Annotated in this window: 20 protein-coding genes; all 20 read right to left on the bottom strand. The window is 59.8% G+C overall.

Annotated features, from left to right (window positions below; all coding sequences use genetic code 11):
• Window positions 1-316: 316 nt before the first annotated feature.
• Window positions 317-7,648: a hypothetical protein gene (locus tag VF285_RS03060; protein ID WP_346951141.1), complete on the bottom strand. Its 7,332-nt coding sequence runs from the start codon at window positions 7,646-7,648 to the stop codon at window positions 317-319.
• Entirely contained in the window at window positions 7,645-9,837 is a 2,193-nt protein-coding gene (locus VF285_RS03065) for a transglycosylase SLT domain-containing protein (protein ID WP_346951142.1), read from the bottom strand. Before VF285_RS03065 ends, VF285_RS03060 begins: the two co-directional genes overlap by 4 nt.
• A gap of 2 nt (window positions 9,838-9,839) precedes the next feature.
• A complete protein-coding gene (locus tag VF285_RS03070) occupies window positions 9,840-10,463 on the bottom strand; it encodes a virion core protein, T7 gp14 family (protein ID WP_346951143.1) in 624 nt (207 codons plus the stop codon).
• Window positions 10,464-10,521: 58 nt separating this feature from the next.
• A complete protein-coding gene (locus VF285_RS03075) occupies window positions 10,522-12,708 on the bottom strand; it encodes a hypothetical protein (protein ID WP_346951144.1) in 2,187 nt (728 codons plus the stop codon).
• A 3-nt stretch (window positions 12,709-12,711) separates the two neighbouring features.
• Entirely contained in the window at window positions 12,712-13,320 is a 609-nt protein-coding gene (locus tag VF285_RS03080; protein WP_346951145.1) for a hypothetical protein, read from the bottom strand.
• 73 nt (window positions 13,321-13,393) lie between these two features.
• Complete coding sequence (locus VF285_RS03085; RefSeq protein WP_346951146.1) at window positions 13,394-13,591, bottom strand: hypothetical protein; 198 nt, start codon at window positions 13,589-13,591, stop codon at window positions 13,394-13,396.
• A 10-nt stretch (window positions 13,592-13,601) separates the two neighbouring features.
• Window positions 13,602-14,018: a Bbp16 family capsid cement protein gene (locus VF285_RS03090; protein WP_346951147.1), complete on the bottom strand. Its 417-nt coding sequence runs from the start codon at window positions 14,016-14,018 to the stop codon at window positions 13,602-13,604.
• A gap of 15 nt (window positions 14,019-14,033) precedes the next feature.
• Window positions 14,034-15,020, bottom strand: a complete 987-nt coding sequence (locus VF285_RS03095) for a major capsid protein (RefSeq protein WP_346951148.1) — start codon at window positions 15,018-15,020, stop codon at window positions 14,034-14,036.
• 11 nt (window positions 15,021-15,031) lie between these two features.
• Window positions 15,032-15,688, bottom strand: a complete 657-nt coding sequence (locus VF285_RS03100; protein ID WP_346951149.1) for a protease — start codon at window positions 15,686-15,688, stop codon at window positions 15,032-15,034.
• Window positions 15,642-15,989: an endopeptidase gene (locus VF285_RS03105; protein ID WP_346951150.1), complete on the bottom strand. Its 348-nt coding sequence runs from the start codon at window positions 15,987-15,989 to the stop codon at window positions 15,642-15,644. Before VF285_RS03105 ends, VF285_RS03100 begins: the two co-directional genes overlap by 47 nt.
• A 42-nt stretch (window positions 15,990-16,031) precedes the next feature.
• Window positions 16,032-17,699: a portal protein gene (locus VF285_RS03110; RefSeq protein ID WP_346951151.1), complete on the bottom strand. Its 1,668-nt coding sequence runs from the start codon at window positions 17,697-17,699 to the stop codon at window positions 16,032-16,034.
• A gap of 6 nt (window positions 17,700-17,705) precedes the next feature.
• A complete protein-coding gene (locus VF285_RS03115; protein WP_346951152.1) occupies window positions 17,706-18,038 on the bottom strand; it encodes a hypothetical protein in 333 nt (110 codons plus the stop codon).
• Window positions 18,039-18,040: 2 nt separating this feature from the next.
• The gene (locus tag VF285_RS03120; protein ID WP_346951153.1) at window positions 18,041-18,499 is read right to left on the bottom strand and encodes a hypothetical protein; all 459 of its coding nucleotides are present in this window, start codon (window positions 18,497-18,499) and stop codon (window positions 18,041-18,043) included.
• Window positions 18,496-18,957 (bottom strand): GNAT family N-acetyltransferase, encoded by a 462-nt coding sequence (locus VF285_RS03125; protein ID WP_346951154.1) that lies wholly within the window; start codon window positions 18,955-18,957, stop codon window positions 18,496-18,498. The genes VF285_RS03120 and VF285_RS03125 overlap by 4 nt, the downstream gene beginning before the upstream one ends.
• 39 nt (window positions 18,958-18,996) lie before the next feature.
• On the bottom strand, window positions 18,997-20,541 hold the full coding sequence (locus tag VF285_RS03130; RefSeq protein ID WP_346951155.1) for a terminase: 1,545 nt from the start codon (window positions 20,539-20,541) through the stop codon (window positions 18,997-18,999).
• On the bottom strand, window positions 20,528-20,929 hold the full coding sequence (locus VF285_RS03135; protein ID WP_346951156.1) for a terminase small subunit: 402 nt from the start codon (window positions 20,927-20,929) through the stop codon (window positions 20,528-20,530). The genes VF285_RS03130 and VF285_RS03135 overlap by 14 nt, the downstream gene beginning before the upstream one ends.
• Complete coding sequence (locus VF285_RS03140; protein ID WP_346951157.1) at window positions 20,929-21,171, bottom strand: hypothetical protein; 243 nt, start codon at window positions 21,169-21,171, stop codon at window positions 20,929-20,931. Before VF285_RS03140 ends, VF285_RS03135 begins: the two co-directional genes overlap by 1 nt.
• A gap of 178 nt (window positions 21,172-21,349) precedes the next feature.
• Window positions 21,350-21,712 (bottom strand): VRR-NUC domain-containing protein, encoded by a 363-nt coding sequence (locus VF285_RS03145; RefSeq protein ID WP_346951158.1) that lies wholly within the window; start codon window positions 21,710-21,712, stop codon window positions 21,350-21,352.
• Entirely contained in the window at window positions 21,709-22,383 is a 675-nt protein-coding gene (locus VF285_RS03150) for a hypothetical protein (RefSeq protein ID WP_346951159.1), read from the bottom strand. The genes VF285_RS03145 and VF285_RS03150 overlap by 4 nt, the downstream gene beginning before the upstream one ends.
• Window positions 22,380-23,310 (bottom strand): hypothetical protein (locus VF285_RS03155; protein WP_346951160.1); only part of this gene is annotated, 931 nt, incomplete at its 5' end. The genes VF285_RS03150 and VF285_RS03155, both read right to left, overlap by 4 nt.

The following is a 23,310-nucleotide window of genomic DNA, read 5'->3' on the forward strand; positions in this document are numbered from 1 at the left end:
TATCGCCCAAAATAGGAGATACGCGCACCCGGCCAGAGGTGGCTTCCAAGAGAGGTGGAGAGGATGATCGACTATGTGTTTATGAGCTTGATGCTCGCGATTGGGCTCTTGATAGGCGTGGCCACGCTGCCATGGCGTTCTCGGTCGCACGATGAGGATGACGTGCTGTCTAGTGGTTCTGCCAGCCACGTCATTGCCCTAACACTATTCTGGCCTTTCATCGTGCCATACGCTGTGTGGGTGACCTTCAGGCACTGGTGGCGTATGTACGTGAACGCATGGCAGCGGCGCAACGAGGAACAAAGTCGTAGCTGAGTCAGTGCGCTGGCGCGCCGAAGATCACGGCTCGCGCTGCATCCACAGGATTCTTGGTACGGCCCTTGGTGATAGCCTTCACGCCGCGTAGCGTGCGGTTTATCTGCGACGATGGAATTCCCGTCGTGTCCCCCGCCAGGTTGATGAGCGCCCGGGCGAACGCGTCGTTGAACTCCACCTCGTCACCCCGAGCGGCCTTGGCCACGCGGCTGCCCACATGCTGCAGGTCACCAAAGACGGAGAGCGCTGCCGGTCCGGCGTAGTCGGTAGGTCGGCCGCTCTCAAACACGTAGGGAATCGAGCTGACCTGGTTCAGTCCTACAAATCCACTCATCATGTATGACAGCGTTTCTGCGACGACGCCACGAGCCACGCCTGCCCAACTATCGTCATCGTCTCCCCCTTGCGGCATGAGCAGTGCGTGAAAGAGATAGGTGGTTACCGAGGGTACAAGATAGATCATGAGCAGGTCAGCAGCCGCTTTGCCTCTCTTGGCTGGCGTGTCAGCGCCATGAAGCGCGTTGCGGGAAAGCGCCTGACTGGTGCGCATGAAGGTCATGAACGGCGTCATGAGCTGCGACAGCTCGCCGCCCCGTTGCACGCGTGCCCGGTTGTGCAGCTCGCCGCTAGATTGCGAATCGATGACCGCTTGATCGGCCAGGGCGACGGATGCAGCTTCGTCGTGGCCCTCAGACTGAGCTTTCAGATACGCGCCGTGCCATGTCGGCACCTCGGCCACTTCGGTGGCTTTGAGCATGAGCCAGTAGGGATAGCGCGCTAGGAACTCTCGCACCTTCCCCTGACGCTCAACCAGTGCCCGCAACTGGTTGAGCTCTCTGAATTTGGTGCGGTTGCGAGACGCCATGAAGGGTGATTTCTCTTGCGCGGTCCGGATGGCTTGAGCAGGATTCACGAGGTACGTCTTGATGCCTTCCCCGGTCCAATGCCCCCCGATGCGCACCACGCTTTGTGTGAGACCCAAAGGTTGCATAACAGCCGTCCAGATCGAGAAGCCCATGCGTGAAGCACTCAGCATTTGGCGCAGGTGGGCAATGGACGCATCCATAACGCCATGCGCCTGCCGGTCCCCCGTGGCAATGTCGCGCGTCCAGGTGGTGAACTCTTTCACGACTTCAGCGCCGTGATACAGCCGAACGGCATCCCCAAATCGCTTGTCTTTGACAAGACGGTTTGCATCAATCAGGAACTCGTGCCAAGCCAGATCATGGATAACTTCATTCATGCCAGAATAAAGGCCGGACAGGCTGTAGAGAATTGGGCGGCCTTTCACGTCGTCGGCCCGCGCCTTCGTAAAGCTGCGTGACGTGGTTGTCGACGTGAAGCCGCCACCCATCTGCAGCTTGATTTGCTCCGCCTCATCATGCAGCTGGGCCGCCGTACTGCGTGCGGGGTCATACTTAATCGGGTAGTAGCCACCGCGCAGAGTGATAGTCTTGCCATCCGCCGTATTGATGGTGAGTGCCTGGGGCTCTACCCAGTTCGGCTCTACGCCATAGACGCGGCGCTGCTTTGCTGCAATCAGTGGCCTGTAGGTTTCGATGTAGTCCCACACCTGCTGCACAGCGTGCCATTCAGCTTCGGTGAGTGATTCCAGGACGGGCATGATTTGCTGCGGCGTCCAGTTCTCACCACCCAGCACACGCTGAATGTTGCCCTCGTTGCCCATGTTCAAGGCAATAGCGAAGCGCTCTTCGGCGTTCAGTGATCGGCTGATGGAGGGGAAAGACTTACCAGCCCCGCCCATCTTCTGCAGCTTCACTACAGGGTCCAGAATCTTGGCTAGGGCCAGGGTAGCATCTGCCTTCTTGTCCGATTCGAATTGAGCGCGTTCGTTGGCTGTACGTACCAGGTATTCCCACAGCGTGCCGCCATCCTTGTTGCCCGACATGCGCCGTACCCATTCAGCGATGTTCATGTGGGCGGCCCACAGTTCGCGTGCAGACCGCCCAGCACGCGAGAGCGCCCCATGCGTCGTACGATTCAGCCGGCGATCTTGTGAGATCGGCTTGCCACCGTTCTCTTCAACCTGGGCCACCACTTCGTCCCTGACTGCTGCAAATTCCCGGTTCTTCTTGTCAGTGAGCAATCGGTTTTTCAAACGGCCCAAATGCTCGATTTGCCGCACGGCGTCTGCCAGGCCGCGCAACTCTTCCACGGTGAGGTTTTTGTACGAGGTGCGGTTAGCGTCTGCCACGAGGTAGGGCGCAATATCTGGTTCCACTCCGGTCTTGGCCTGAGCTTCGATCCATGCAGCCAGCGATGCGCGCTTGTCGATTGCTTTCAACGACTGCCCAGTGCGTAGGTCGAAGCGCTCGAGCAAGGTATCAATCTGGTCGCGGAAATCTGGGTCCAGGCTCTTGCGCACGCCCTCACGGTCAAACTTTTTCAAGAACCGGACGGTGCGCTCCACTTCGTCCTGAGCCTCAAGCGCTTGACGGGCGAGCTGCTGCTGGATTACCTGATTGCGCTTTTCGGCGGCGGCCTGGGCGACATCCCCCTTGCTCATGGCAGTCTTGGCGTTCTTCCCCGCACGTGCCTCCGCCGTGGTGTACTGCCCTGGACGCATGTCTCGCACCCTCGTGCGGGCGATGACCCCTCGAGCAAGTTCACGGGCAGCGGGCAGCAGCACCCCGCGCGAGGTCGGTCGGCCTCGGCGGTCCGTCTGACCGGTGGGCGCTGTGGGGTTAGCCAGGCGCTCCAGGATACCGGCCTCGGCCGCAGTGAACCGTGCTCGAGCGTCATTGTGGATAGCAGCGTCCGCTGCGTGCTCCAGAGCCTCCGGCGTTGCCAGGTCCCCGTATCGTTCCAGCATCTTGGCGTCTGTCGTCGCGTCGATGGCTTCCCGTAGAGGCTGGGCCTGAGCAAGCGCCCGGACCATTTCGTCACCCGACGTGAAGCCAAACAGTTCTGCCACAACGTCAGGGTGCAGGCCGTGCTTGGCCACCATCCGGTGGGCCTTGAGTGCGTCGACCACTTCGGACGGGTAGCCTTCGATCACAAGTTCTCCGGCGTCCAGGCGCCCGGCCATGAGTGCAGTAGGATTTGCGAGCTGTTCTCCAGCCTTGAGGTTCGCCGCATCCGCTACCCCAGGATCGTGGGCCATCGAGTACTGAGTATCGCCACGCAGCTCAGCGTCAAACTTGTCTTCGAATTCGCGCGGATTCCAGTCGGGCGAAGACTCGTCACGGTCCAGATAGCCGTGCTCAATGAGCGCTTGGCGCATGTCATCAAGACTTCGCCCGCCCTTGGCCCGCAGAATCGGTTTGCCAAAGACGGAACCAGACCCTACCTCTTTATGGTCCGTCCCCCATTGGCTTTTCACCTCGTCACGGTCCAAGCCGCCCAGCTTTGCGATTGCGACAAAGAGCGAGTCGATGGCCGGGTCCAGCACTTTGGGATCGGACTTCGGCACTTCGATGGGCGCCACCTGATCGTTCGACTCCCTTTTTTCGCCCTTACCCATGCGTGCCGTGAGGAACTGCCAGGCTCGATATACCGGCTGCTGCAACACTTCGCGCCGGGCCTCGATGCGCATTTCTGCACGACGCTGGGCTGCGTTCTTTTGCAAGCCCTTCAGCACCCGCCCCCGAGCATTACGCAGCCATTGCATATCGCGCAACCCCCGGGCCTGCAGATCCTGCACAGCGTCCTGGGTGCCCCGTGCCTCGAGTGCTTGGTAGGCCGCATACTCTTCGGGGTTTATGCCGGCCTTGCCTGCTTCTTCTGCCGACTCAAAAAGCGGCATCATGCTGCGGCCTTGCTCCGCTAGCTGTATCTGGTCGTTGGTGGCGAGCATTCGATCAAACACCCCGCGCACGTCGTCAGAGAGCTCGACGTTCAGCGCCGTGAGCTTGTGGTAGACGTTCAGCATCCACGCCCGGAATTTCTGGAATAGCCCCTGCATTTCGATGGAGGGGGACTTGCCTTCAAACAGGTAGGCCTCAAAGCCTCGTGCAAACTGTTCGTGGTACGTGCGCTTGACTTCAGGGTCCAGGCCGTACCACTCAGTGAGATCCCGCACGTTGAACCACTTGAGCAGCGCGGCCATGTCCTTTCGTACGCTCTCAGGAGCATCAGGACGGGAAGCCATATCGGCCTGGGCTTCGAGGAAGAAGTGCCCGGTCTCATGCAGAAAGGTGGACAGATCGGCGTTCTTCAGTAGCGATATGGTGAGTGTGCTGGGCGAGAATGTGCCGCGTGGCGCGCCGGTGGACTGGTCCAGGACGTGGAGATTGACACCGTCGTTCGGCTGCACTACGCTTTGTTCAAGGGTTTCATCTGTGATTCCACCCTCCGCCTTGTGAGCGGATGCGGAGCGGGTCGCAGCTTGAAGCCCTTTGCCATTTTCGATTGGGTTGTGGTTGTAGTAAAGATTGCCTTTGTCGTCCTCTCGAATCGTCACCCCGACACGCACCACCCTGTCACCAATTTGGACATCTCCCTCGAGCCAGTGGTACGCCTTGACGTTTGGATGGCGTGGATCGTTGACAGGTCCGCGCTCGAATAGCTGGCCGTTGCGCAGCAGATCTGGCAATGCAGCAAAGAGACGTATTTTTTCAGAGTTTGCGCTGGTGCTGAACGCCTTTCCAGGCGCTGGTATTTGGATGGTTTTACCGCTTCCCAAATTGATAATGGGCTTATTGCCGTGGTCGCCTGTAGTCTGTAGATGCTTCACGTACCAGGATTGCGCCTTCGCACGCAGCTCTTTGATAGGGGTATCGACCCCGCCGAACTCGTCGCCCCGGATGGTCGCCGCAGGTTGACCTTGTCCATTCTGGTAATACGTCTGGATGTCGTTACCCAGGTGAGCCTCATCCCAGATGACGTAATTGCGGGACCCTTTGCCTTTGGCGCGGCTGTTGCCGTCCAGGTAGTGCAGCCCGGGGATACCAGCTGATTGCAGAGCGCGTGAAGCACCCTCCGCAGTCCTGAAAACATCCGAGAGCGTGCCATAGACATACTCGCCTGAGTTGCTGGGGTCCAGCACGGTATCAGCCAGCTCCTTGCGTGACTCAACGCCAAAGTCATCTAGCGCACGCTGCTCAACCGCATCCGATATGAGCAACTTGCGCAGCGCCTTCAGGATACGGGATGGCTGCTTCGACAGGGGCTTGTCCCAGTCCAGCATGTCAGAGTCTTCCGGAATCTCCGCGCTGTATAGCTGACCTTTGTTGAATTTCGATTCGCTAGATTCAATTCGTCGGCGGGCTTCGACTACGCTCGATATCTCCCGTTCGTAGCCTTCCGGTGTCATGTGCTTTTTGTTTTGCTCGAAGTACGCTTTGCGTGAATCGAGGTACGCAAGCGCTTTTTTCTTGCTGCCTTTCGATTCACGCCAGGCTGCTGATACCTCGAAACCGGGAAGGTCTGCCGGATCGGTTGGCATGTTTGAAAGGTTTTTGCGGTAGGAATCCGACACTGCACGCTTGCTTGCAAAGTAGATCCCCCAGCCAAAAGTAGCATTGCCTTCGCCGGTACCGATTTTGTTCAGTTTGAAACCCTGTTGCTCAACCCCACGATGGGGTGATCCGTGCCAGGCCTGCTGGTTAAGCACCTGGTTCCCCACCGCACCTTCTGCCTGCACGCGCAGCGGATATTCCTTGAATTGCTCTTCTGGTGTGATCCCACGTTCAGCGGCCTTGACCGCGTACCAGCTGCTCGCAAGCGTGGCATACGACTGGTTTACGTCTGGCGTGAAGCGCCCAGCATCGTTCAGTTGCGTGAGGATGGCCTGGTGCACCTGGTCGACCGACGCTTTGAAGCTGTCTTCGTTCTGGGCCTGAGCTGCAGCCTTTTCCACCTCGGCGCGCACTTGCTCCTGCTGCGTTTGCAGGTACGTCTGAGCCTCGGCCCGACTGAATCCGTCCTGGTCCGTGCGCAAGTGATCTAGCAGGCTGTTAGCCGCTTCGGTAGGCGCGATCTTGGCCGCGTACTCGTCGACTGGAATGGCGATGTCCCCACCAGTGCGGGCTGCTATGGGCAGTTGAGCGGCCACGGTTGGCGAGGCCTGGGCCACTTCTTCAGCCACGCCTGATTGCATCAAGGCGTCAGCACTGATGAAGACGTGCGAGACCGGGCCATTTTCCGCAGCATCCGATACGAATTGTTGAAAGGTATCCGGCGCGCGCTGCAGGAGCTTGGAGGCCTTCGCAGTGTCGTTGAGCTGCTGGACTAGGTTTGCATCGTCCATCCCCGCTTGTGCCTTGGAGCTATCCCCAGCGGCGCGCCGGGCAACCCCTTGCACCCCGCGTCCAAGCCCCGCAGTGAGCAAGGTTGTGGTGACTGTGGCAATGACGGTTTGCGCTTCCGCTTCAGGTAATTCTTGCAAGTAGGAAGAGAATGGCTTGTCAGGGTTGATGTTCGCCCATTCGTTGAAATTCTGCCACGCGGTCGCCGCCATTTCGGTGGGTACTTCGGTAGCTATCTGTCCGCGCAGGATCTTCCACAAGCTGGACCCCGCTTTTACGTCACCTAGCAGGCGGCCTAGCGGTAACATTTCGGTGGCGACTTCCGCCGCTGCATCTTCGGTGCCGTAGAGCAGGGCGTGCGCAGGGGACTTGCCAGCGTCCAGGGCCTTGGTTGCTGACTGGCTGCCCTGCATTACCCCGGCGCTGGTGAGCGCAAACGCTGGGTTTCCCGTGAGAAGCGTGAGCCCCATCCCGGGGAGCATCTGGCCAAAGGACCGAAAGCCAGACACAACGCTTTGACCGGTGAAGCCCAACCCGGTTTGATCACCAGCCAATCGGTTGGAGAACGACTCAGCGCCTTTGCGCTGGTACTCGAGCCATGAACTAAGGCTGCTCTTCGGAGCCACCAGCTTAGCGCCCGTTTCCAGAGTGCCGTAAATGGCCGCGTTAGGGTCTGCTACCAAACCAGCAACCGCCCCGCGTACTGCCTGAGATACTGGACGCAAGACCGACTCGAGGCCGCTCAGTGTACCCACGTCATCGTGGGCCACCTTCGCCTTCTCGATATCCGCCAGTAGCGCCGCCGTCGCGGGTGATGTTTTGCTAAGCGTATCGAAGTCGATGCTGCCGATTGCAACCTGCTGACGGGCCTGGGTCGGGTTGCTAAGCACTGTCTGCACTGGCAGGTTGGCCCGGCGGGCAACGGCCTGCGCTTCAGCGTAGGAATCTGGATCGGTGGGGTAAGCGAGCGCGAACCCAGCGCGCGCCGCCTTGGCTTGATTTGGGTGCAGACTGCCTTGCACAGCCACGTCATAGTCCTGCGTGGTGAGCATCCCCGGCTGTTGATCGGCGGCTGGCGACTGGTCCAGCGTCTTGGCTACTGCGGTATCAAATTCGTCGGTCATTTGGCGGCTATCTTCTTCGTAGTCTGCAGTGTCCAGAATGCATTGAGAATCATGGCGTCTGTTGGATCGTCGACCCCCATTCGCTTAAATGCGGCTTTGATACCGTCTTTGGTGCGCCCGTCGATGTCGCCCACCTTCATGGACAGGATAGGAGCTGACGAATTGGAGAGCCAGCCGTGCACCGTAGCCGACTTCAGGAACAGCGAATCAAGCTGCTGCTCAACTTCAGCATCCGTGAATTTCTTGCCCGCTTCACGCTGGGCCGCAACCATGTACCCGTTGATGAACTTGCGGATGCCCCCCACGCGTGCGGCGTCGGATGAGCCGTCCTTAGGAGTGGGATCTACACCCATCATCCGCAGCCGCGAATCAACTCCGGTCTTGATGGCAGGGCTGTTCAGACTTCCCGGACCAGTGCTACCTGCAGAGGTACCCTGAGCTTTGGCCCGTTCGTCCGAGAAGTGCTTGAAGTCAGCTGCCGACAGACTGGTACGAAGCGCATAGAACTGATCGTCAGATAGCCCGGCCAAATAGCCTTGATCGTTCGTGAGCTTGTTGTATAGCCACAGACTTGTCGTGTCGTCACCCTTAGCGAAGCGGTCGGCCGCAGTCATGACTGAGGTGAGCTTTTCAGGAGGAATGGCCGCACGAATGTCTATGGGTAGTTCAGAGAAGCGCCCGCCGTTCTGCTCAAGCCCGCGCAGCGCATCCGCTACCGCCTTGTCGCCTTGCTGCTTGAGGGCTTCAGTCTGCACGCGGTACTGACGATCCGCCTCGGTGAGCGCAATCTTGAGCGCCTTCGGATCATTGGCCACCCGTGGGTCACTGCGTATGCCTGCCTCTACATCAGCCAGTGTGGGGCGGTCTGGTTGCCCAGCACCAGAGCTGTAGGCCTTCATGTTGCCCGTCACATAGTCCTGCGTCTGTTTGTGGTTCGCGGGCGTGCGGGCGTCGTTGTTCAGCTGCCAGAACCAGTCTGCCTGCTGCGTGCCGGGGGCGGCCTTGCCCGCGCGGTCGGTGGCTTCCTTCACCCAGCGAGGGCCCGCGTTATAAGCGGCGTAGGCCTTTGCCAGGTCGCCGCCGAAGTCCTGCAGCTGCTGTTTGAAGTAGGCCATGCCAAGCGTGCGGTTGTATTGCGGATCGTTGCGGTACCGGTCTTCATCCCACTGGATACCCAAAGCCTTGGCTGCATCTTTCGCGGTACCCGGCATGAGCTGGGCCACACCCACTGCGCCCGCGCTTGAGGTGAGCGGCTTCCCATCCGCCCCGAACTGTTGCCCGCCAGACTCAGTATTCACGGCAACGTTGAACGCTCGCTCAGCGTCTCCCACCTGTAGAGGGTTCTTGGCCACCCAGTCGGTAGCGGCAGTCTGGCCGTTTTGCAGGGCCACGTTATCCAGGATAGGTTTACTCACTGCCAGGATATCGTCAGCGTTCATTTCGCCGCTGAACTTGTGCAAGTAGGCGCTTGCATATGCTGTATCGCCCGCCTGCAGGGCAGATAGCAGAGCGGTCTTGTGCGCTGCGCTGGTGAGGTCGCGCACTCGTGCCTGTTGCCATTCAGGGGATTTACCTCCGACACGCATTTCATCGTAGGTGGCGGCCTTGATACGCCCGACAGCCGCAGTCACTGCATCCGGATTGTTCCAGTTCAGGCTGATGTCACGCATGGCCGTGCTTTGCATGCCCTGAGCGTTGGACAGCGCATAAGTGCGGTACTCCTGCGTGGAGTGACGCATTGCCTGTCCGCGAAACGAGGTGAGCACTTCGCCAGAAGCTACCGAAAAGGCTTGCCGCTGGGCATCGTTCTTCAGGCCAGAGTAGGCCTGCGAAATCACCTGCTGCAGCTTGCCGCCATATTCTTCATCGAGCGATTGATCGTCTGGCCGGTAGAGCGCTTGCGAACCCTTCAGGCTGGTGAATCCGGTCTTCGGGTCATAGGCGAGGTCCAGGGCTGCGTTCTTCACGCGGTCCATGTTCTCGTTGACAACCTGCTGGTTGGCTTCACGCACCATGTCCAGCGCGACCGCACCCAGTCTGCCTCCAGCATCCTGCATGGATTGGCCCATCTGCTGGGCTTGCTGGCCCGCAACGTCGGGTGTGTTGGCGGGCTTCGCTGGCTGCAGGCCAACCAGGGGAAGAGTGGTGGGTGCCGCTTGAAGCCCTTCGGCCATTGGTACACGTGGCATGCCTATCCCCAGAAGCCCATCTGTTTGCCGAAGGTATCCAGATCGGGGCGCGTATCCGTGTTGTTTTTGGCGAATTTGTACCAGGAATCAGCGACCCGGCCGGCACCCGCGAGAAGCGAAGTCCCTGCGGCACCCACTGGGCTTATCGAACTGGCCACGGACTGACGCGAAAGCGCGTCAATGCGAGCGTTCGAGGCCTGCGCTTGCATGTTCAGGCCCTGCGTGCGGTACCCCCATGCGGTGCGTACAGCATTGGCGGTGATCGTGTTGGCGTCGATCTCCTTCAGGATCTCAGTAGAGGCCTGAATCTCAGCGGCATTGCCTTCGCCCACGTCTACACCGTTGGCCGCAAGCGCTGCACGCTGTGCACTCTTTGTTTGACCCGCCTTCATGGTGGCCGCCGCCACTTGCTGCTGGCCTTGTGAGAGAGCGGATTGAGCACTCAGTTCCGCCATGCGTGCGTTCGCATCGTAAATACGTGCGTTCGCATCGGACACTGCGGCCTGACTGCGCAACCCCGCCTGGGCGGCAGATGCGCCAAAAAAACTGCCGAGGCCAGAACTGATTGCGCCGCCCGCCTGCGTAATCATCGAAGCCTGCGCAAGTTGGCTGGCGTTAAAGCTCATGCGGTAGATCCTCCGGGTATGGTGCGACCATAGCGCCCGCGCGCGAAGATACGCGCACCTATCCGCCTAGCGCTACCTCGACGGTGAGGGCTACCACGGTGAGTGGTAATGGGTCCGATTGGCGAACGTATACCTGCCCCCCATCTGACCAGGAGGGCGTTGTGCGAATCGCAATCTCTTCGGTCTTCAAAGCCGGAGCCGACCCATAGGGCTCGTCAGTGCGTTGTTTGGCTTCAGTCAACCTGTCCAATGAAGGCCCCACGAAGATGCCAGACGACTGGAATACTCGCAGCCATACCTGATTGATATTCTTCGGGCGTCCTTGCCCGAATGCGCTGTCGATTTGCATGGCGATAGGTAGCGTGGCGAGCTCTGCCGTGATGGGCAGACCTACCTGCACAACGCTTGCTTCGTGTTCGAGATGAATCGAGCCATCCGTCACCACCTGCCGAGGATGCACACCACCGTCGGCCAGGATGCTGACCTCTTTACCTTCCAGATGATCTAGACCACTGATAGTCTTGGCGGGGGCCCCGGCATAGGTCATGCCGCTATCGACAAAAAACGCATTGTCAGGGCTGGTGATGTAGCGCGAGGCCATGCGCTCTACATAGCGCACTTCTTGGCCGTTCACCGAACGCCGGATGATGCAGTACAAAACATCCTCTTCGTTCTCTGCAACCACGGCACACGACTCAAATGCGCCGTCCGTGTCATGCCGGTGCCAGGCTCCGACCTGTTGCTCAGGAACATAGGTCAGGCCCAGAAGGTCGCCGCTGGTGCTGACCATCCACACGAGAGGTATAGGCGCCTTCGCATAAGCCATGTCCACGATCCGGTAGGTATCGAAGAGGTGTGGTGCGCGCAGCGACAAGTCTCCGGTCACAAATCCGCTTGCCTGCCAGTTGTAGGCGAGTTCTCGGGCGTGCCCGCCCCGTGCCGCGCTGTAGAGCAACGTGTTGTTGACGATGACCGGCTGCACGTTCGAAGCACCCACGTAGGACTGCGGGCGCACGCTGGTGGTATCTGGCGTGATGGCATCCGAGTTGATGGGGACGATGGCCCACTCGGCCGAGCTGGTGAGCACCAGGAGCTGCGAGAGTGGCACGATGTGACGTACCGTGTTGGCTTCGCGCGCGGCTACCCGAAAGGCAATGCGATCATCGGCCTTCACCGGCAGCGAGTAGGACATGTCTGATTCTGTGGCGCTCTTGGTCATCCACAGGTTTTGCGGCTTGTTCGTGGTGCCGGCAAAGCAACGGCGCTGTTCGAAGTACGAGACGGCGGCGGGGTACTTGCCGGGGCCATCGAACACCGTCTCGTAGATGGGCGGCGTCTTGCTCATGTCGGGCGAGATGTTGTCATCCACAATGGACAACCCATCAGTCTGCCCGATATAGCCGTACAGGCCTCCTTGCTGCTTATAGACGTTGTACCGGGACGCCCCAGTCACGGTCGCCCATGCGATTGTGTTTGTGCACCCTGTTTGGAATAGGTTGCTTGATACGGACCCCGCAGTCGACGCGGGCGATTCGCGCACGTTGTCCGCGTCCATGGCAGTCACAACATAGTAGTGATTGATGGCCGCCCCCGAAGACCCCGCAGCGGTCACTGTGGGGGCTGCTGGTGCAGCAATGCCAGGCGTGAAGGAAATGTCCTGCAGCACCCACTGCGTAGCCCCCAGACGCCGCAGCTCGCACGGTGGGTAGTTCGGGTGCACCAGGGTCAGCACGTCCGCCGACTGCACATAATGAATATCGAAGAGGTCCGCTTCAGCGAACGGGTTGGGGGCCTCGTACTCACCCGAGGCGGGTAGAAGGTACCAGTAACTCACGTCTGGAGGCGCGTTACCCGTGGTGGGCGCAGTGCAGTAATAGTTGGCACCAGCATCTGACACCAGGTCTCCTATGACGTAGGCATGGCCAGCATCGTAGGCCGCCGGAGAACCAGCAAGGAGCGTGGCGCCCTGAGTGTGAAAACGAAAGTACCCCGCGCCCAACTCAATCACCATCGTCTGTGTGGTTGAGTACGTGAACGCTATGAGCCGGGTACGTTTGGCCGAGTCCTTCACCTCACGCACGAAGCCAAAGCCTGCACGATTCTCTACCGGCCCCTGAGGCTTGACGATGAAGTTGCGGCACGACGCCAAGCCGCTTTGGTACTTGGAATCGTCGGCGCGCCCGAAGAACTCGGGTGTGACTTCACCCCCGGAAAACGAGAGCTGCAGCTTCTTCACGCTTGGCATGATTTACCGCCCCTGAATCCACGGTGCATTTGCCTGGGCGCGAACGCTTAGCTGGTTGGCGTCAGACACAGTGGCGGCCGATAGCACCGCACGATGCGCTGCAAAGCAATTCTGTGCGATCTTCGCGCCAACGTCGCCCTTGAAGATGGGGCCCGCCAGGTACGATGCAAGAAGCCAGGCGAGGGCGTCCACGAAGAGCGGCGAGAACTTAGTGGTGTCGGTCACCCGGGCGACGTAAAGCAGAGTGGCGGCTGGCTGGTTGGTGTAGATGACCGGATTACCCGATTCGTCGCTTTCAACGGAGAACTCTTGCGAGACCGTTTTTTCATCCGCTCCGGCAGGGAGCACGGCGAGCGCCCGCAACGTTCCATTGGGCGCTGCATAGGCATACGCCCATGACGACCACGCATTCACGGGAAGCTGCGCAAGTATCGCGCGGCGGGTGGCGAACCGCCAGCTGTGGCCCTCTAGCAGTACGTCTCGGGCCATAGGGTAGAAGCGTGCGCAGTGTCCAGCCTGTGCGGAACCTTCGGCTGGGTTGATGCTGGATACCGTAGCCTCGTCGCCAAGGCGTGCGAGCGCGAGATTTGAAATGTCGACTTCAGAGGCCATTTCGGCACCCCTAAAAAATTGTGGGGCGCAAGGCCCCACGAAGATCCCAGGTAGGAGACAAGGCAGGGAATGGCTAGGTCAAATCCTCTGACGCGTCTGCGGCCTCGTTCGCATCCGTCTTGCTGGATTTCTTCGAACGCTTGCCCTCCCGGACGACATCGGTATCGACGGGCGCAAACCACTTCGCCTTGGAACCCGTCGGCACGTCAAAGACGTCGCCCGATTCCCGAAGCTTGCCGTGGTACCCGCGTTCAGTTGCTGTAACTTGCATGTTGGCCTCCTTACAGCGGTGCGCCAGGCAGCGGCGTATTCAGCTGCAGGCCAGCAACCACTTGGGCCGAGAACTTGCCGGCCGTGAGGGGGCCAGTGGCCACCGTGTAGTTCAGGCGCACGTACCGGCGGTGCAGCACCGGCATGGGGATCACCACCTGAGCGCCCGCAGCAAGCGACGCCACACCCACAGCAGCCGAGGCGACGACATCCGCAAACGTACTGTTGTCGGCCGAGTCCTGCACGGCGAACGTGACGGTTGCAGCCCCCGCAGCGGTGGCGGCAGCGCCTACCGTGATGACCATGGAAAGCCGGTCAGTGAGGCCCGTGTTGGGAGTCTTCTGGCCGAAGTCGATGACGTCAGTAGATGCCGCCGTGGCAGTCACGGCCTGGTCGTCGGAGACCTGAAGGAGTTTGTCGATAATCATGATTGCATTCTCCGATTACGAAACCGTGGCTTCGGTGTTGAGTAGCGCATCCGTGGTGCGGATGGGTACGCCTCGCAGCGTCTCCCAGAACTGACCTTCTAGCTCCTGCGTCTTGAGCGCGAGAGTGGTCTTGTTCAGGGATTCAATATCGAGGGCTTCCGCTATCGTTCGGTTCATGTAGAACGCGGGACGACCCAGGCGGAGATTAGGGATGCGATGCAGAGCCCGCACCATGAGCTTGAGTATGTCGGCAGGGGTACTGCCCCCCAGGTCGGAAACGTCAATGTTGGCAATGCGCACCACATAGCGCCAGTCTCGCAGGGACAGGCCCAGGTCCCACTTGTAGTGCGTGCGATACCCTTGATAAAGCCCGCCTGCATCATCAATCAGCGTGGTCTCGCCCAGATCTCGATTCTGCAGGCCGCCCTGCGAACCCTTGGGGTAGATGCCATGCACTGTGTTTGGGCCCCAAACAGCAAGCCAAACAGAAGTGTTGTCACTTCCCTTGCCGCCACCATCGACGATGTTGCGACCGTTTTGGGCTCCCAGGTCGCTGTAGCGCGGAGACAGGCCCATGAACTTCTCGGGGTCCGTCGACGAATCCCCGTAGAAGAGCGTGGTCGCCATGTTCTGGTTCATGCCTTCAATAAAGGCTTGATCCTCAGACAGGCGGAATGCTGCGGTATTGCCGTTGATGTCTGCGAGAGTCTTGTCGACCTGCGCGTACGTCTCCAGCATACCCATGGCGTCCTTCACCTGGACAGACCGGGATTTCTCAGGCGGCACGCCATAATTCAGCTTGCGCCAGGTACCGGCAGGAAGCCCAGATCGAACGGTGGTTTTGTGTTCAGTCGTGCCGTTTGCCTCCACCATCGTCATTTCGGTGAGGACTTCGTTCGTCTCGTTGAGAATCTCAACGATCTGCGGATCAACCTTGCCGTCAGGCGTCATGCGGCTGGCAAGATCGGCGAGGGTAGGATTGCGCGTGGAGAGAGTGGACATTTACTATGCTCCTAGTTCATGTTGCTGTTCGGGTACAGCCGCTTTGCGTTGACTTCCGCCTGCGCATTTGCGCGACCGGAAGACACAAAACGGTCTTCGCTGATTGCTTTCCCGGCCCGGTAGAAAGCCCGGATGATTTCCGGGTGATTGCCGAGACCGGAATCCACGAGCAACTTCTGCAGTTCAGGCGTCCCGAAGGTATCGAGCGCCTTCTTGGCTACGGCAAGATTTTCCGTGAGGTGATCACCCCCGAATTCCTTGTCGGCTTTGGCGGTCTTTGCCCAATCGGATGCGACCGCCTGAATTTGCTCAAGCTGACGCGCCTGTATGACCGGGGCCACCTTATCCAGAATCTGTTGCGCCTTGTCTTGCGACAGATCCAGGCCCTTCGCGGCCTCCGAGAACGCGTCAAGCACCTGCTGGTCAAACCCGCCGGAACCTTCGGGCGCCTTGAAGTCGTACTTCTCTGGTGCACCTTCGAGCTTGGTCTTGTCGTCGGCTTTCGCTTCGGGTTTGGCTTCGCCACTCGGGGTTGCGGTAGTGTCGTCCTGCTGCTCGTTTTGCCCAAGCAGCGTCCCATCAGTAGGGGCGTCATTCAGGGCAGTAGTGGACGGCGCGCCTTCAGTGGTCGTTGTGGTCTGCGTCGTCTGGTTTTCGTCGTTCGTCATGTGCTTCGTTCACCATCATGATGTACAGGTCTGGAGTTCGCTCCTGAACCTGTGCAAGGATTCGGATTCCAGCGTTCTTGTTGCCTTCAGCAAATGCCATGGCCATTGCGTTGGTGTTGAATGACACTCTGAACACTCCGGCCTCTTCCAGCAACCGCCACACGATGCGTCGGCCCCGCTTGCTACCCATGAGCCATTTCCAGTCATCCTGGGCTCTGTCTTCTACAAACTTGCCAGCTGTGGCCTTGTAGTTGCGCCGGTGCTTTTGAGCCTGCAGATCGGTGGGGTCCGCGTGTTCCATGTGGGCAATTTATGCGGGATCGCCGGAGATACGCGCACCCCTCTATGAGTAGCCTGCGAAGGCTTGTGTGGCGTCCGTGAGAGCGCTTTGCTTGGACGTGTCTATGCTTCCAAGCTTCTGGGCTGTGTCGGCCCCCTGCTGGGCCATTGCCATCTGCTGCTGGGCCTGCTGGGCCTGAGCACGCTGTTTGCGAATGAGTGCAACTTTTTCACCCGGCACTATCAGCTCAGGGTCCACCCCCAGCGCGTCGCCGTAGGCGTCCGCCCAGTGGTCAGAATCGAACTTGTCCAGCACGTCGGGCTTGAACTGGGCTATTTGCCCGAGGCTCATGACGTAGCGATCAATGCTGTTGGTGGCCACCGCACGCTGGGCCTGGGCCATGACCGAGATGTACTCAACGGACAGTTCACGTCCCTGCAGTTCCTGTGGCGGGGGCGGCAGAATGCGAGCCTCCATCATGCTGGCAAACGTCACATCAACCAGCGGGTCCAGGGCCTCGTTGTGCAAGCGCTCAATGACAGGGCCCATCATGAGAAGCTTTTCCTCATGACGCTCTGCCACCTCTGTGGCTGTCATGTTGTGCGTGTCCATGTTGGCCAGCATCATGAAGAGGTCGACATAGAACGAGCTGTTGATACGGCTGCGCACGTCCTGAATGTCGGCGAGCAAATGATTCAGATCAAGGCGGACATCGAAGGCCGTGCGTATGCCGCCTGACGGTGAGGCCATGTCCACGTAGGAGTAGCCTCCGGGTAACAAGTCAGCGTCCTGATTCTTGAGCGAGGTAGGCAGTTGCAAGGGCGGGTTAGACATGTAATCGATGCCTTGCGACTTGCGCAGCTGCTCCTGCTGCAGCTGCTTTATATCGCCCAGCGCCTCCATAGCGGGTGAGTCGCCATACACGTTGCCACTGCCTTTCTCCCACCGGGGGGCCACGACGGGGAACCGCTTGTAGCCCGATTCGCGCAAGAACCTGTCTTCGTTGGCACCCAGCTCGAAATAGCACGACTTCCAGGCCATGTTTCGAGCATCACGCTTGGAAGGGTCGCGGTCGGTCCGGGGCTCGATGACATGCACGACATGCACCCATGCATCAAGGGCGCCTCTGTCATAAAGCCCACGCACTGTGACGCTGCAGGCTTCTTTGCCGAACTTGGCCACGAGTTGTGCCACAGTCAGCTGAAACTCACGGTACACCGTGTTCACTTCACCCCGATCATCCACAGCCAGTGCATACTCGCCTGCTGTTAGCGGATCGTTATGGATGATGTTCTTGAAGTCGTCCTGTATGAAGTTGCAGCTCGTGCCGAAAGCCCCCAACTCCTTATAAATTGTGTGCAGCGCCAGGTACGTATTGGATTTGGCAAAGACCATGAGCATGAGGCGAGTGACATCCGCAAGCCACTTCTTGACCGCATAGGACTCATCCAGTTCTGGGTCGGACGTGGTGAGGCGAATCCAGGGGCGAGCGGGGCTTGTCATGCCCGACATGAGGCCTGCTGGCAAGATGCGCATGGCGCGGGTGCCCGTGTTGTCGATGATGCGGTTGTAGCGTCGGGTGTCGCGGTTGCCGTCAGTCACGAAGAACCGCCCAGACCGAGGCAATACGTACTCGCTGATCTCGCGCCAATGATCAAACCAGGTGGAGCGCTCATTCTTGAGAGCTCCCCATCGTTGCTGCATGCGCTGGCGTTCAGTCGGTCCCGGCATGATGCGCTACTGCCCCAGCAAAGTGTTCTTGCCCAGCTGCAGCGCACTAGGGTCTATGCCTTGTGGGCCCGTAAGCATAGTGCCCGCAGCGCCCGCTTTGCCCGCTTGCTGGGCAGCACTAAGGATGCCCATAACGTCAGGTTTCTTCTGATTGGCGCGATTGACGCCTTCCTCAGCCTGCTGAGCCTGTTTGTCCGCTGCTGCGGCTTGCTGGTTCGCTGCTTTCTCCGCTTGATCGGCAGCGCGGCCCGCAGACTTCTTCTGCTCCATGCCGTTGTAGATGGTCGCCCCAACCGAGGCGACGGCCGCAACTGCGGCTATGGTTGCAGCACCTGACATAATTAATTCCTCGTGATATAGACCTGATTGCGTTTGTCGTCGTGGCGTGACATGAGTAGGTCGGGCTCGTCGGTGAATTCGTCCTCGGCCTCTTCAACTGTGCGTGCGTCGGTTGGGAAAAGCATCGTGATATCCGTCTCTTCGTGCGTGACGAACACCTGTTTGCGCCCCGCGCTACCCGCGAGCACGTGGTACCCGCGAAGCTCTACGAACTCGTCCCCGACATAGGCTGTGCAGTCGCCCGAAACAATCACGATGGTGGGCACGCGGATCAACACGCCCGTGAGCACCATGCCGGCCGGTACGCGAATCGTGCGGGCGTACATGCCCGCGTGAATCAAGTGTCGGGTCTGGACGGCAACCTGGGGGCATTGCGCCGTGATGGATTCAAGCTCTCGCACCTGGGCAACGGCTTGTGCCGACATAGCGGGTAGCGCGTGGCCGCGCGTGGCTGGGATCATGTCCGTCCCCTGAAAAACACGCGGTTCGTCTCGTGGTACCCGAGACCGGGCAGCACACGCTCGAGCACTCCGCCGACAGGAGCCGATACGTACAGCCCACTTGCCCCCGCCTCATGGGCCACGTCCTCTGCGGCTCGCAGTAGAGTGATCCCAGCCCCTCCAGCACGATGCGCCCGGGCCACGAATAGCGTCTCTGTGGATGCCAATACGCGCCCGCCGTAGTGGGGCACCGGCGTTATGAGCACTGCACAGAACCCCACCAGGTCATTGTCGACGAAGACGCCCAGCGGGCGCATGATGCCTGCGGCAATCATGTTTTCGTATGCGGCGCGGTCCGGCACCGCGCTCTCACCATCCGGGTTGCGCAAAGATTCCGCCCGGTATTCGTTGCACAGAGCAACGAATTTAGGCGAATCAAACGCTTCATCAACAGTAAGTGGGAGAACGATGGGCTTCATGCCCGCAAGATACCCGCCGCCAGCTGAGATACGCGCACCCTATCGTTGGCGGGCCAGGGGATCGTAGTTCATCCGGCGACGCGCGATATCTCGATTGGGGGTTATATCCGTCATATCTGGCACGGGCTGCGCAAAGGTGATAGCCAGGGCGTCGCCGTCGTCGGGCGAAGCCAGGCCTCGCTTTTTCATCGTTTCTTTCTTTTCCAGCACAATCTGGTCGGTTGGCGAGAACCCGTATTCGATGCTTGTGAGATCTGTAGCCACCATCTCGTCGCGGTCCAGGCACCCGGAAGACATCCATTCCCGCATGCGCCCCCACATCTCAGCGCGTTTGTTGAAGTACTTTCTCGGATTGTCTGGCTTGGAACCGAACTGAACTTCGATGATATCAATCCCAAGCTGGCGCAGCCGATCAACCACGCCACCACCCACACCACCGCCATCCACAAACACGACAACGTGATAGCCAGCGCCGCGAAGCAGGCCGACATGCTCGACCACACGTGCGGCGAGCTGCATCGTGTCCAGCCCCCTGTAGCGCAGAGGCTTGAAGGTCTTCGCGTCTCGACCAATGCGAGTGCGAATCACTGATTGGTCATCACCAAAACGGGCCACGTCCACACCGACCACGGCAGTATGGCCTCGAGTCTGCTGCGCAGGCGGCGCCCGGCTCATGGCTTCATCCACAACCTCGCGCGAGATGAACTGCATACTGGATGCGCGGGGAAAGACGCCACGCACCCGCACCCGCACAAAGTCGCTGTCTTCTCCGTAGTCGTCGACCCACTCCTGAATCTGGGTCTTGTTTGTGATTTGCACCTGACGGCTATCGATTTGCTGGTGGTGCCAGCGGTGGCGTTGGCTGTTGAAGCACTCAAAGAACCGGCCCGTGTTGCGCGTAGGGTTCCCAAAGACGAACCACATGGGTTCCCCGTCCGTCATTCCGCCCTCTGCCACGTCCCATATCGCGTCTGGCACGGCGCTGGCCTCATCGAATATGTAAAACGGCGTGGAGCTAGCTGCGTGCAAGCCAGCGAATGATTCGCTGTTCTCTTCGCGGCAGGTCTGTGCGTCCAGACGCCACGATTCAGGGTACAGGTTGTGCACCATGCGCATGGCCCCGCGCCCCGTGGTGACTGTGAACCAATGGCCCGCTATGCAGCGCTTGGTCCACTTTGCAATTTCCGCCCAGGTCTTGCTCGCCAGCTGGTCGCTGGTGTTGGCCGTCACGACTCCCTTGCAGTGGGGGCGCGTGCACATGATCCAGTTGGCAAGCCAGGCCGTGATAGCCGACTTGCCGATCCCGTGGCCTGAGCTGGTAGCCTCACGAATCGGCATGACGGGCGCGGCACCATCGAACGCGTTCTTGCGCACCTGCTGGCCAATTCTGTCAAGGAACTCGCACGCCCAAGCGTCAGGCCCATAGACCGAGTGGTACCGGTCCACCCAAGGCTTCTCAAGCTTGACTACCTGCAGGGCAGCATCGTGGCCCCAGTCGTACGCGTACATGACGAATCCCAGGGGATCATCGTAGAACCGGCCCATGTCCTGGGCCAGCATCATGTCGGGATCAATTTTCCGCACTGCTTCGTCTTCTTGCCGCAATGATGGCCGACACCAGGCTTTCTGTCGCGCCCACCTCGATGCGTTCCTTGTAGAAGCCGGCTGCTTTGCCACGACTCTCTTCCGCCTTAATAGCGGGGCCGTACTGTTCCGCCTTTTCAGCAGCTATGCTCAGCTCCTCCAGGCGCTGGAGGTGACCTTCAAGCGTCATTTGGGCAGCCTCAACCACTGGTTTTCGCAGCTCCTGCAGCCTTACAGCAATCTTACGGTTTGACAACATCTGAGATGCGCGGACATTCACGCTTCCAGGGCTCATCTTGCTGGCGCTGTAGGCTCGCCGGTACGCCTCGCTGGCGTTTCCCGTCTCAATGTACTCTGTGCAGAAGGCCTCCTGTTTCTGAGTGAGCATCAGGAAACCCAACCGATCATTTTGAACTTAATCGAGACCTGCCCGCGCCGCCGGTACCGACAGATATCAGCAACACACGACTTACTAACGTCAAACTTCTCGGCCAGCACCGTGTACGACATTCCTTCATCCTCGTGCAGGACACGAAGCATATCAACCTCGTGATTTGTGAGCCGCGCGCCGTGGTGATCCTCGCCGACGCGGTACCCGGATTCATTGACGCCAACAAGCCTCTTTTTCATGACCTAAGTTCTCGCAAAAAAATTGGGGTATCTCATGCGAATCCAGGCTGTTGCGTCCTCGATTGCTATCTGCCGACCAAGACGATTACCAGCGGTCGACACTTCCGCTGCCGCACGTAGCAGCGCTACAGCATCAGGAGGCAACAGACGGCACACATCCTCGTCGCGTAATCGCACGTTAAAGCCCTCCCAGATAATCGATAATCGCGTCGCGCGCTTGCAACCACCCAACACAAACCATGGCGGCGTAGCCCTGTTTGTTCAAATCTTCAATCCACTGTTTTTGGTCGGCAGATACACGCCCATTTTTCGGCGCCTTCAACTCTATCCAGAGGCCGTGTCGACCAAAGCGCGAGACCGGAAGAAGCAGGTCTGGTACCCCGGCGCGGACGCCTTGCGCCTTGAGTCGTGCGGCTTCGCGGATGTTGCGCCGGCCGCCGTTCGGGATGTGCAGCAGCAGAGCCAATTCCGGCGTGGTTTTGGACTGCAGCCTTGCCCAGCGGATCAATGCCGCCTGATGGTCGTCTTCGATGTGATTCATGCGACCACCTCTTCACCCAATGCGCGCTTAGTCATCGTGACGGCAATTAATGCACGCCCTTCAGGATGCTCCAGGATCTTGCGTGCCCAAGCCTTCGGGTCACGCGGCTTTTCGATCGCAGCGGCGGCCATGGTCTTGATCCCGGCATCGGCCTGTTCGCTGCTGGCGGCGGGCTGGCCAGGAGCTGGCAGTGCTGCGGCTGGTATGGGAATCGGGTCCCAAACGCGTCTGGCAAGCTGCACGTCAAGTGCGGCTGAAAATCGGCTGCGAAGCGTCTGCCACGACTGGTTCAGCATGTCGTGCTGACCAATCTCGACAGCGGCCCAGTAAACGGCCGGATGGGGCCATGCGCCGATATCGCCTGCACGACGTTTTTGCACGCCAATCACGGCTGCACGAAACGCGATCTCTGGGTCCAGCCAGGGACGGCACAAGCGCATGAACTCCGGCAGAGACGGCACGTAGGGGCGGCTTCGGCAAGCCTGCAATCCCCGCGCAATTTCATCGCCAGTGAAACCTGCAAATTCCTGTGCCCACGCTTGCGCCATCTGCGGCTTATCCAGGCCTTCCCACTGACGCATGAACGCAGTGCCGTAGAGCAGGTGCATGCGCTCGACGATCTTCGTGGCCCAGGCAAGCGGCAGCGGCTGCAAAGCGGTGTCTGTGGTCATCCTGCAATCCTCGCAAGTGGTGCGTTGGCGCTGCCCTTGGACAGCTCTTCATCGGCCCAGCGGGCCATTGCCTGGATCTGCGCGGCCTCTTCGGCGTAGCGATCCTGACGGCTTCGATTCCTGCTCGGCAGCACGCCCGCTGGTGAGGCTCGGATGGCGGCCACGATGGGCGCGAGGTACGCCGTGCCGATCGGCTGATCACTGCCGGTGGCCTTGCGTCTGGCCTTGGCTGTTTCCAGGGCCTGCAGAGCCTCGGCGTCGGACACGCCGTCTCTGGCCCAGGCCACGATGCGCCGGTCGTTGGGCACGGTTCGGGGGTCAGCACCGTTGCGTCGCAGCAGCACGGCGAGTTGCGTAGCACGCTTCGGGGCCTCGTCGGGGATTGCAGCCGGTGGTTCTGCTGGAGCTTCGGAAATTTCCGTTTTGGCAGGCGGCGCGGCAGGCGGTGCCTCGCGTACGCGCTCGCGCGGGGGAGATGCCGCCGCCGCTCCTTTGCTTTTTTCTGCTTCTGCTTCTGCTTCTGCTTCTGCTTCTGGTGCGTTGCCTTGCGTTGCATCGTCGTTGCATGCGTTGCCTTGCGTTGCATCGTGTTTTCTTTTCCGATGCTCCCGGCTACGTTCGGTGTTGGATTTCGCGCCTGTGGTGGGATTTCCGATGTCCTCCCTCTTAGGCTGACGCCTTTCCCAACCAGCTAGACGGCCATCGACGATGACGCGCTCCTGCATGGCGTCCAGCACCGCGCTGACGTCCTCTTCGTCGCAGTCCATGGCTGATGCGACGTCTTCAATGTTGACGTCCGCCACGCTGCCGCGATCATCAGCTTCGTTCGCTTCCAGCATCAGGTGCGTGAAGATCGCGATCACCAGAGCTCTAGGCTTGCCTGACTTGCGGGCAATCGTCTGCCATTTCGGGTCTGTGGTCATGTCA

Source organism: Castellaniella sp. (assembly GCF_036379515.1).
Classification (GTDB): domain Bacteria; phylum Pseudomonadota; class Gammaproteobacteria; order Burkholderiales; family Burkholderiaceae_B; genus Castellaniella.

What these genes read in the sequence shown, in the direction of transcription:
- VF285_RS03060 (WP_346951141.1), bottom strand. Translation starts at nt 7,648, where the DNA reads ATGACCGACGAATTTGATACCGCAGTAGCCAAGACGCTGGACCAGTCG.
- VF285_RS03065 (WP_346951142.1), bottom strand. Translation starts at nt 9,837, where the DNA reads ATGCCACGTGTACCAATGGCCGAAGGGCTTCAAGCGGCACCCACCACT.
- VF285_RS03070 (WP_346951143.1), bottom strand. Translation starts at nt 10,463, where the DNA reads ATGAGCTTTAACGCCAGCCAACTTGCGCAGGCTTCGATGATTACGCAG.
- VF285_RS03075 (WP_346951144.1), bottom strand. Translation starts at nt 12,708, where the DNA reads ATGCCAAGCGTGAAGAAGCTGCAGCTCTCGTTTTCCGGGGGTGAAGTC.
- VF285_RS03080 (WP_346951145.1), bottom strand. Translation starts at nt 13,320, where the DNA reads ATGGCCTCTGAAGTCGACATTTCAAATCTCGCGCTCGCACGCCTTGGC.
- VF285_RS03085 (WP_346951146.1), bottom strand. Translation starts at nt 13,591, where the DNA reads ATGCAAGTTACAGCAACTGAACGCGGGTACCACGGCAAGCTTCGGGAA.
- VF285_RS03090 (WP_346951147.1), bottom strand. Translation starts at nt 14,018, where the DNA reads ATGATTATCGACAAACTCCTTCAGGTCTCCGACGACCAGGCCGTGACT.
- VF285_RS03095 (WP_346951148.1), bottom strand. Translation starts at nt 15,020, where the DNA reads ATGTCCACTCTCTCCACGCGCAATCCTACCCTCGCCGATCTTGCCAGC.
- VF285_RS03100 (WP_346951149.1), bottom strand. Translation starts at nt 15,688, where the DNA reads ATGACGAACGACGAAAACCAGACGACGCAGACCACAACGACCACTGAA.
- VF285_RS03105 (WP_346951150.1), bottom strand. Translation starts at nt 15,989, where the DNA reads ATGGAACACGCGGACCCCACCGATCTGCAGGCTCAAAAGCACCGGCGC.
- VF285_RS03110 (WP_346951151.1), bottom strand. Translation starts at nt 17,699, where the DNA reads ATGCCGGGACCGACTGAACGCCAGCGCATGCAGCAACGATGGGGAGCT.
- VF285_RS03115 (WP_346951152.1), bottom strand. Translation starts at nt 18,038, where the DNA reads ATGTCAGGTGCTGCAACCATAGCCGCAGTTGCGGCCGTCGCCTCGGTT.
- VF285_RS03120 (WP_346951153.1), bottom strand. Translation starts at nt 18,499, where the DNA reads ATGATCCCAGCCACGCGCGGCCACGCGCTACCCGCTATGTCGGCACAA.
- VF285_RS03125 (WP_346951154.1), bottom strand. Translation starts at nt 18,957, where the DNA reads ATGAAGCCCATCGTTCTCCCACTTACTGTTGATGAAGCGTTTGATTCG.
- VF285_RS03135 (WP_346951156.1), bottom strand. Translation starts at nt 20,929, where the DNA reads ATGCTCACTCAGAAACAGGAGGCCTTCTGCACAGAGTACATTGAGACG.
- VF285_RS03140 (WP_346951157.1), bottom strand. Translation starts at nt 21,171, where the DNA reads ATGAAAAAGAGGCTTGTTGGCGTCAATGAATCCGGGTACCGCGTCGGC.
- VF285_RS03145 (WP_346951158.1), bottom strand. Translation starts at nt 21,712, where the DNA reads ATGAATCACATCGAAGACGACCATCAGGCGGCATTGATCCGCTGGGCA.
- VF285_RS03150 (WP_346951159.1), bottom strand. Translation starts at nt 22,383, where the DNA reads ATGACCACAGACACCGCTTTGCAGCCGCTGCCGCTTGCCTGGGCCACG.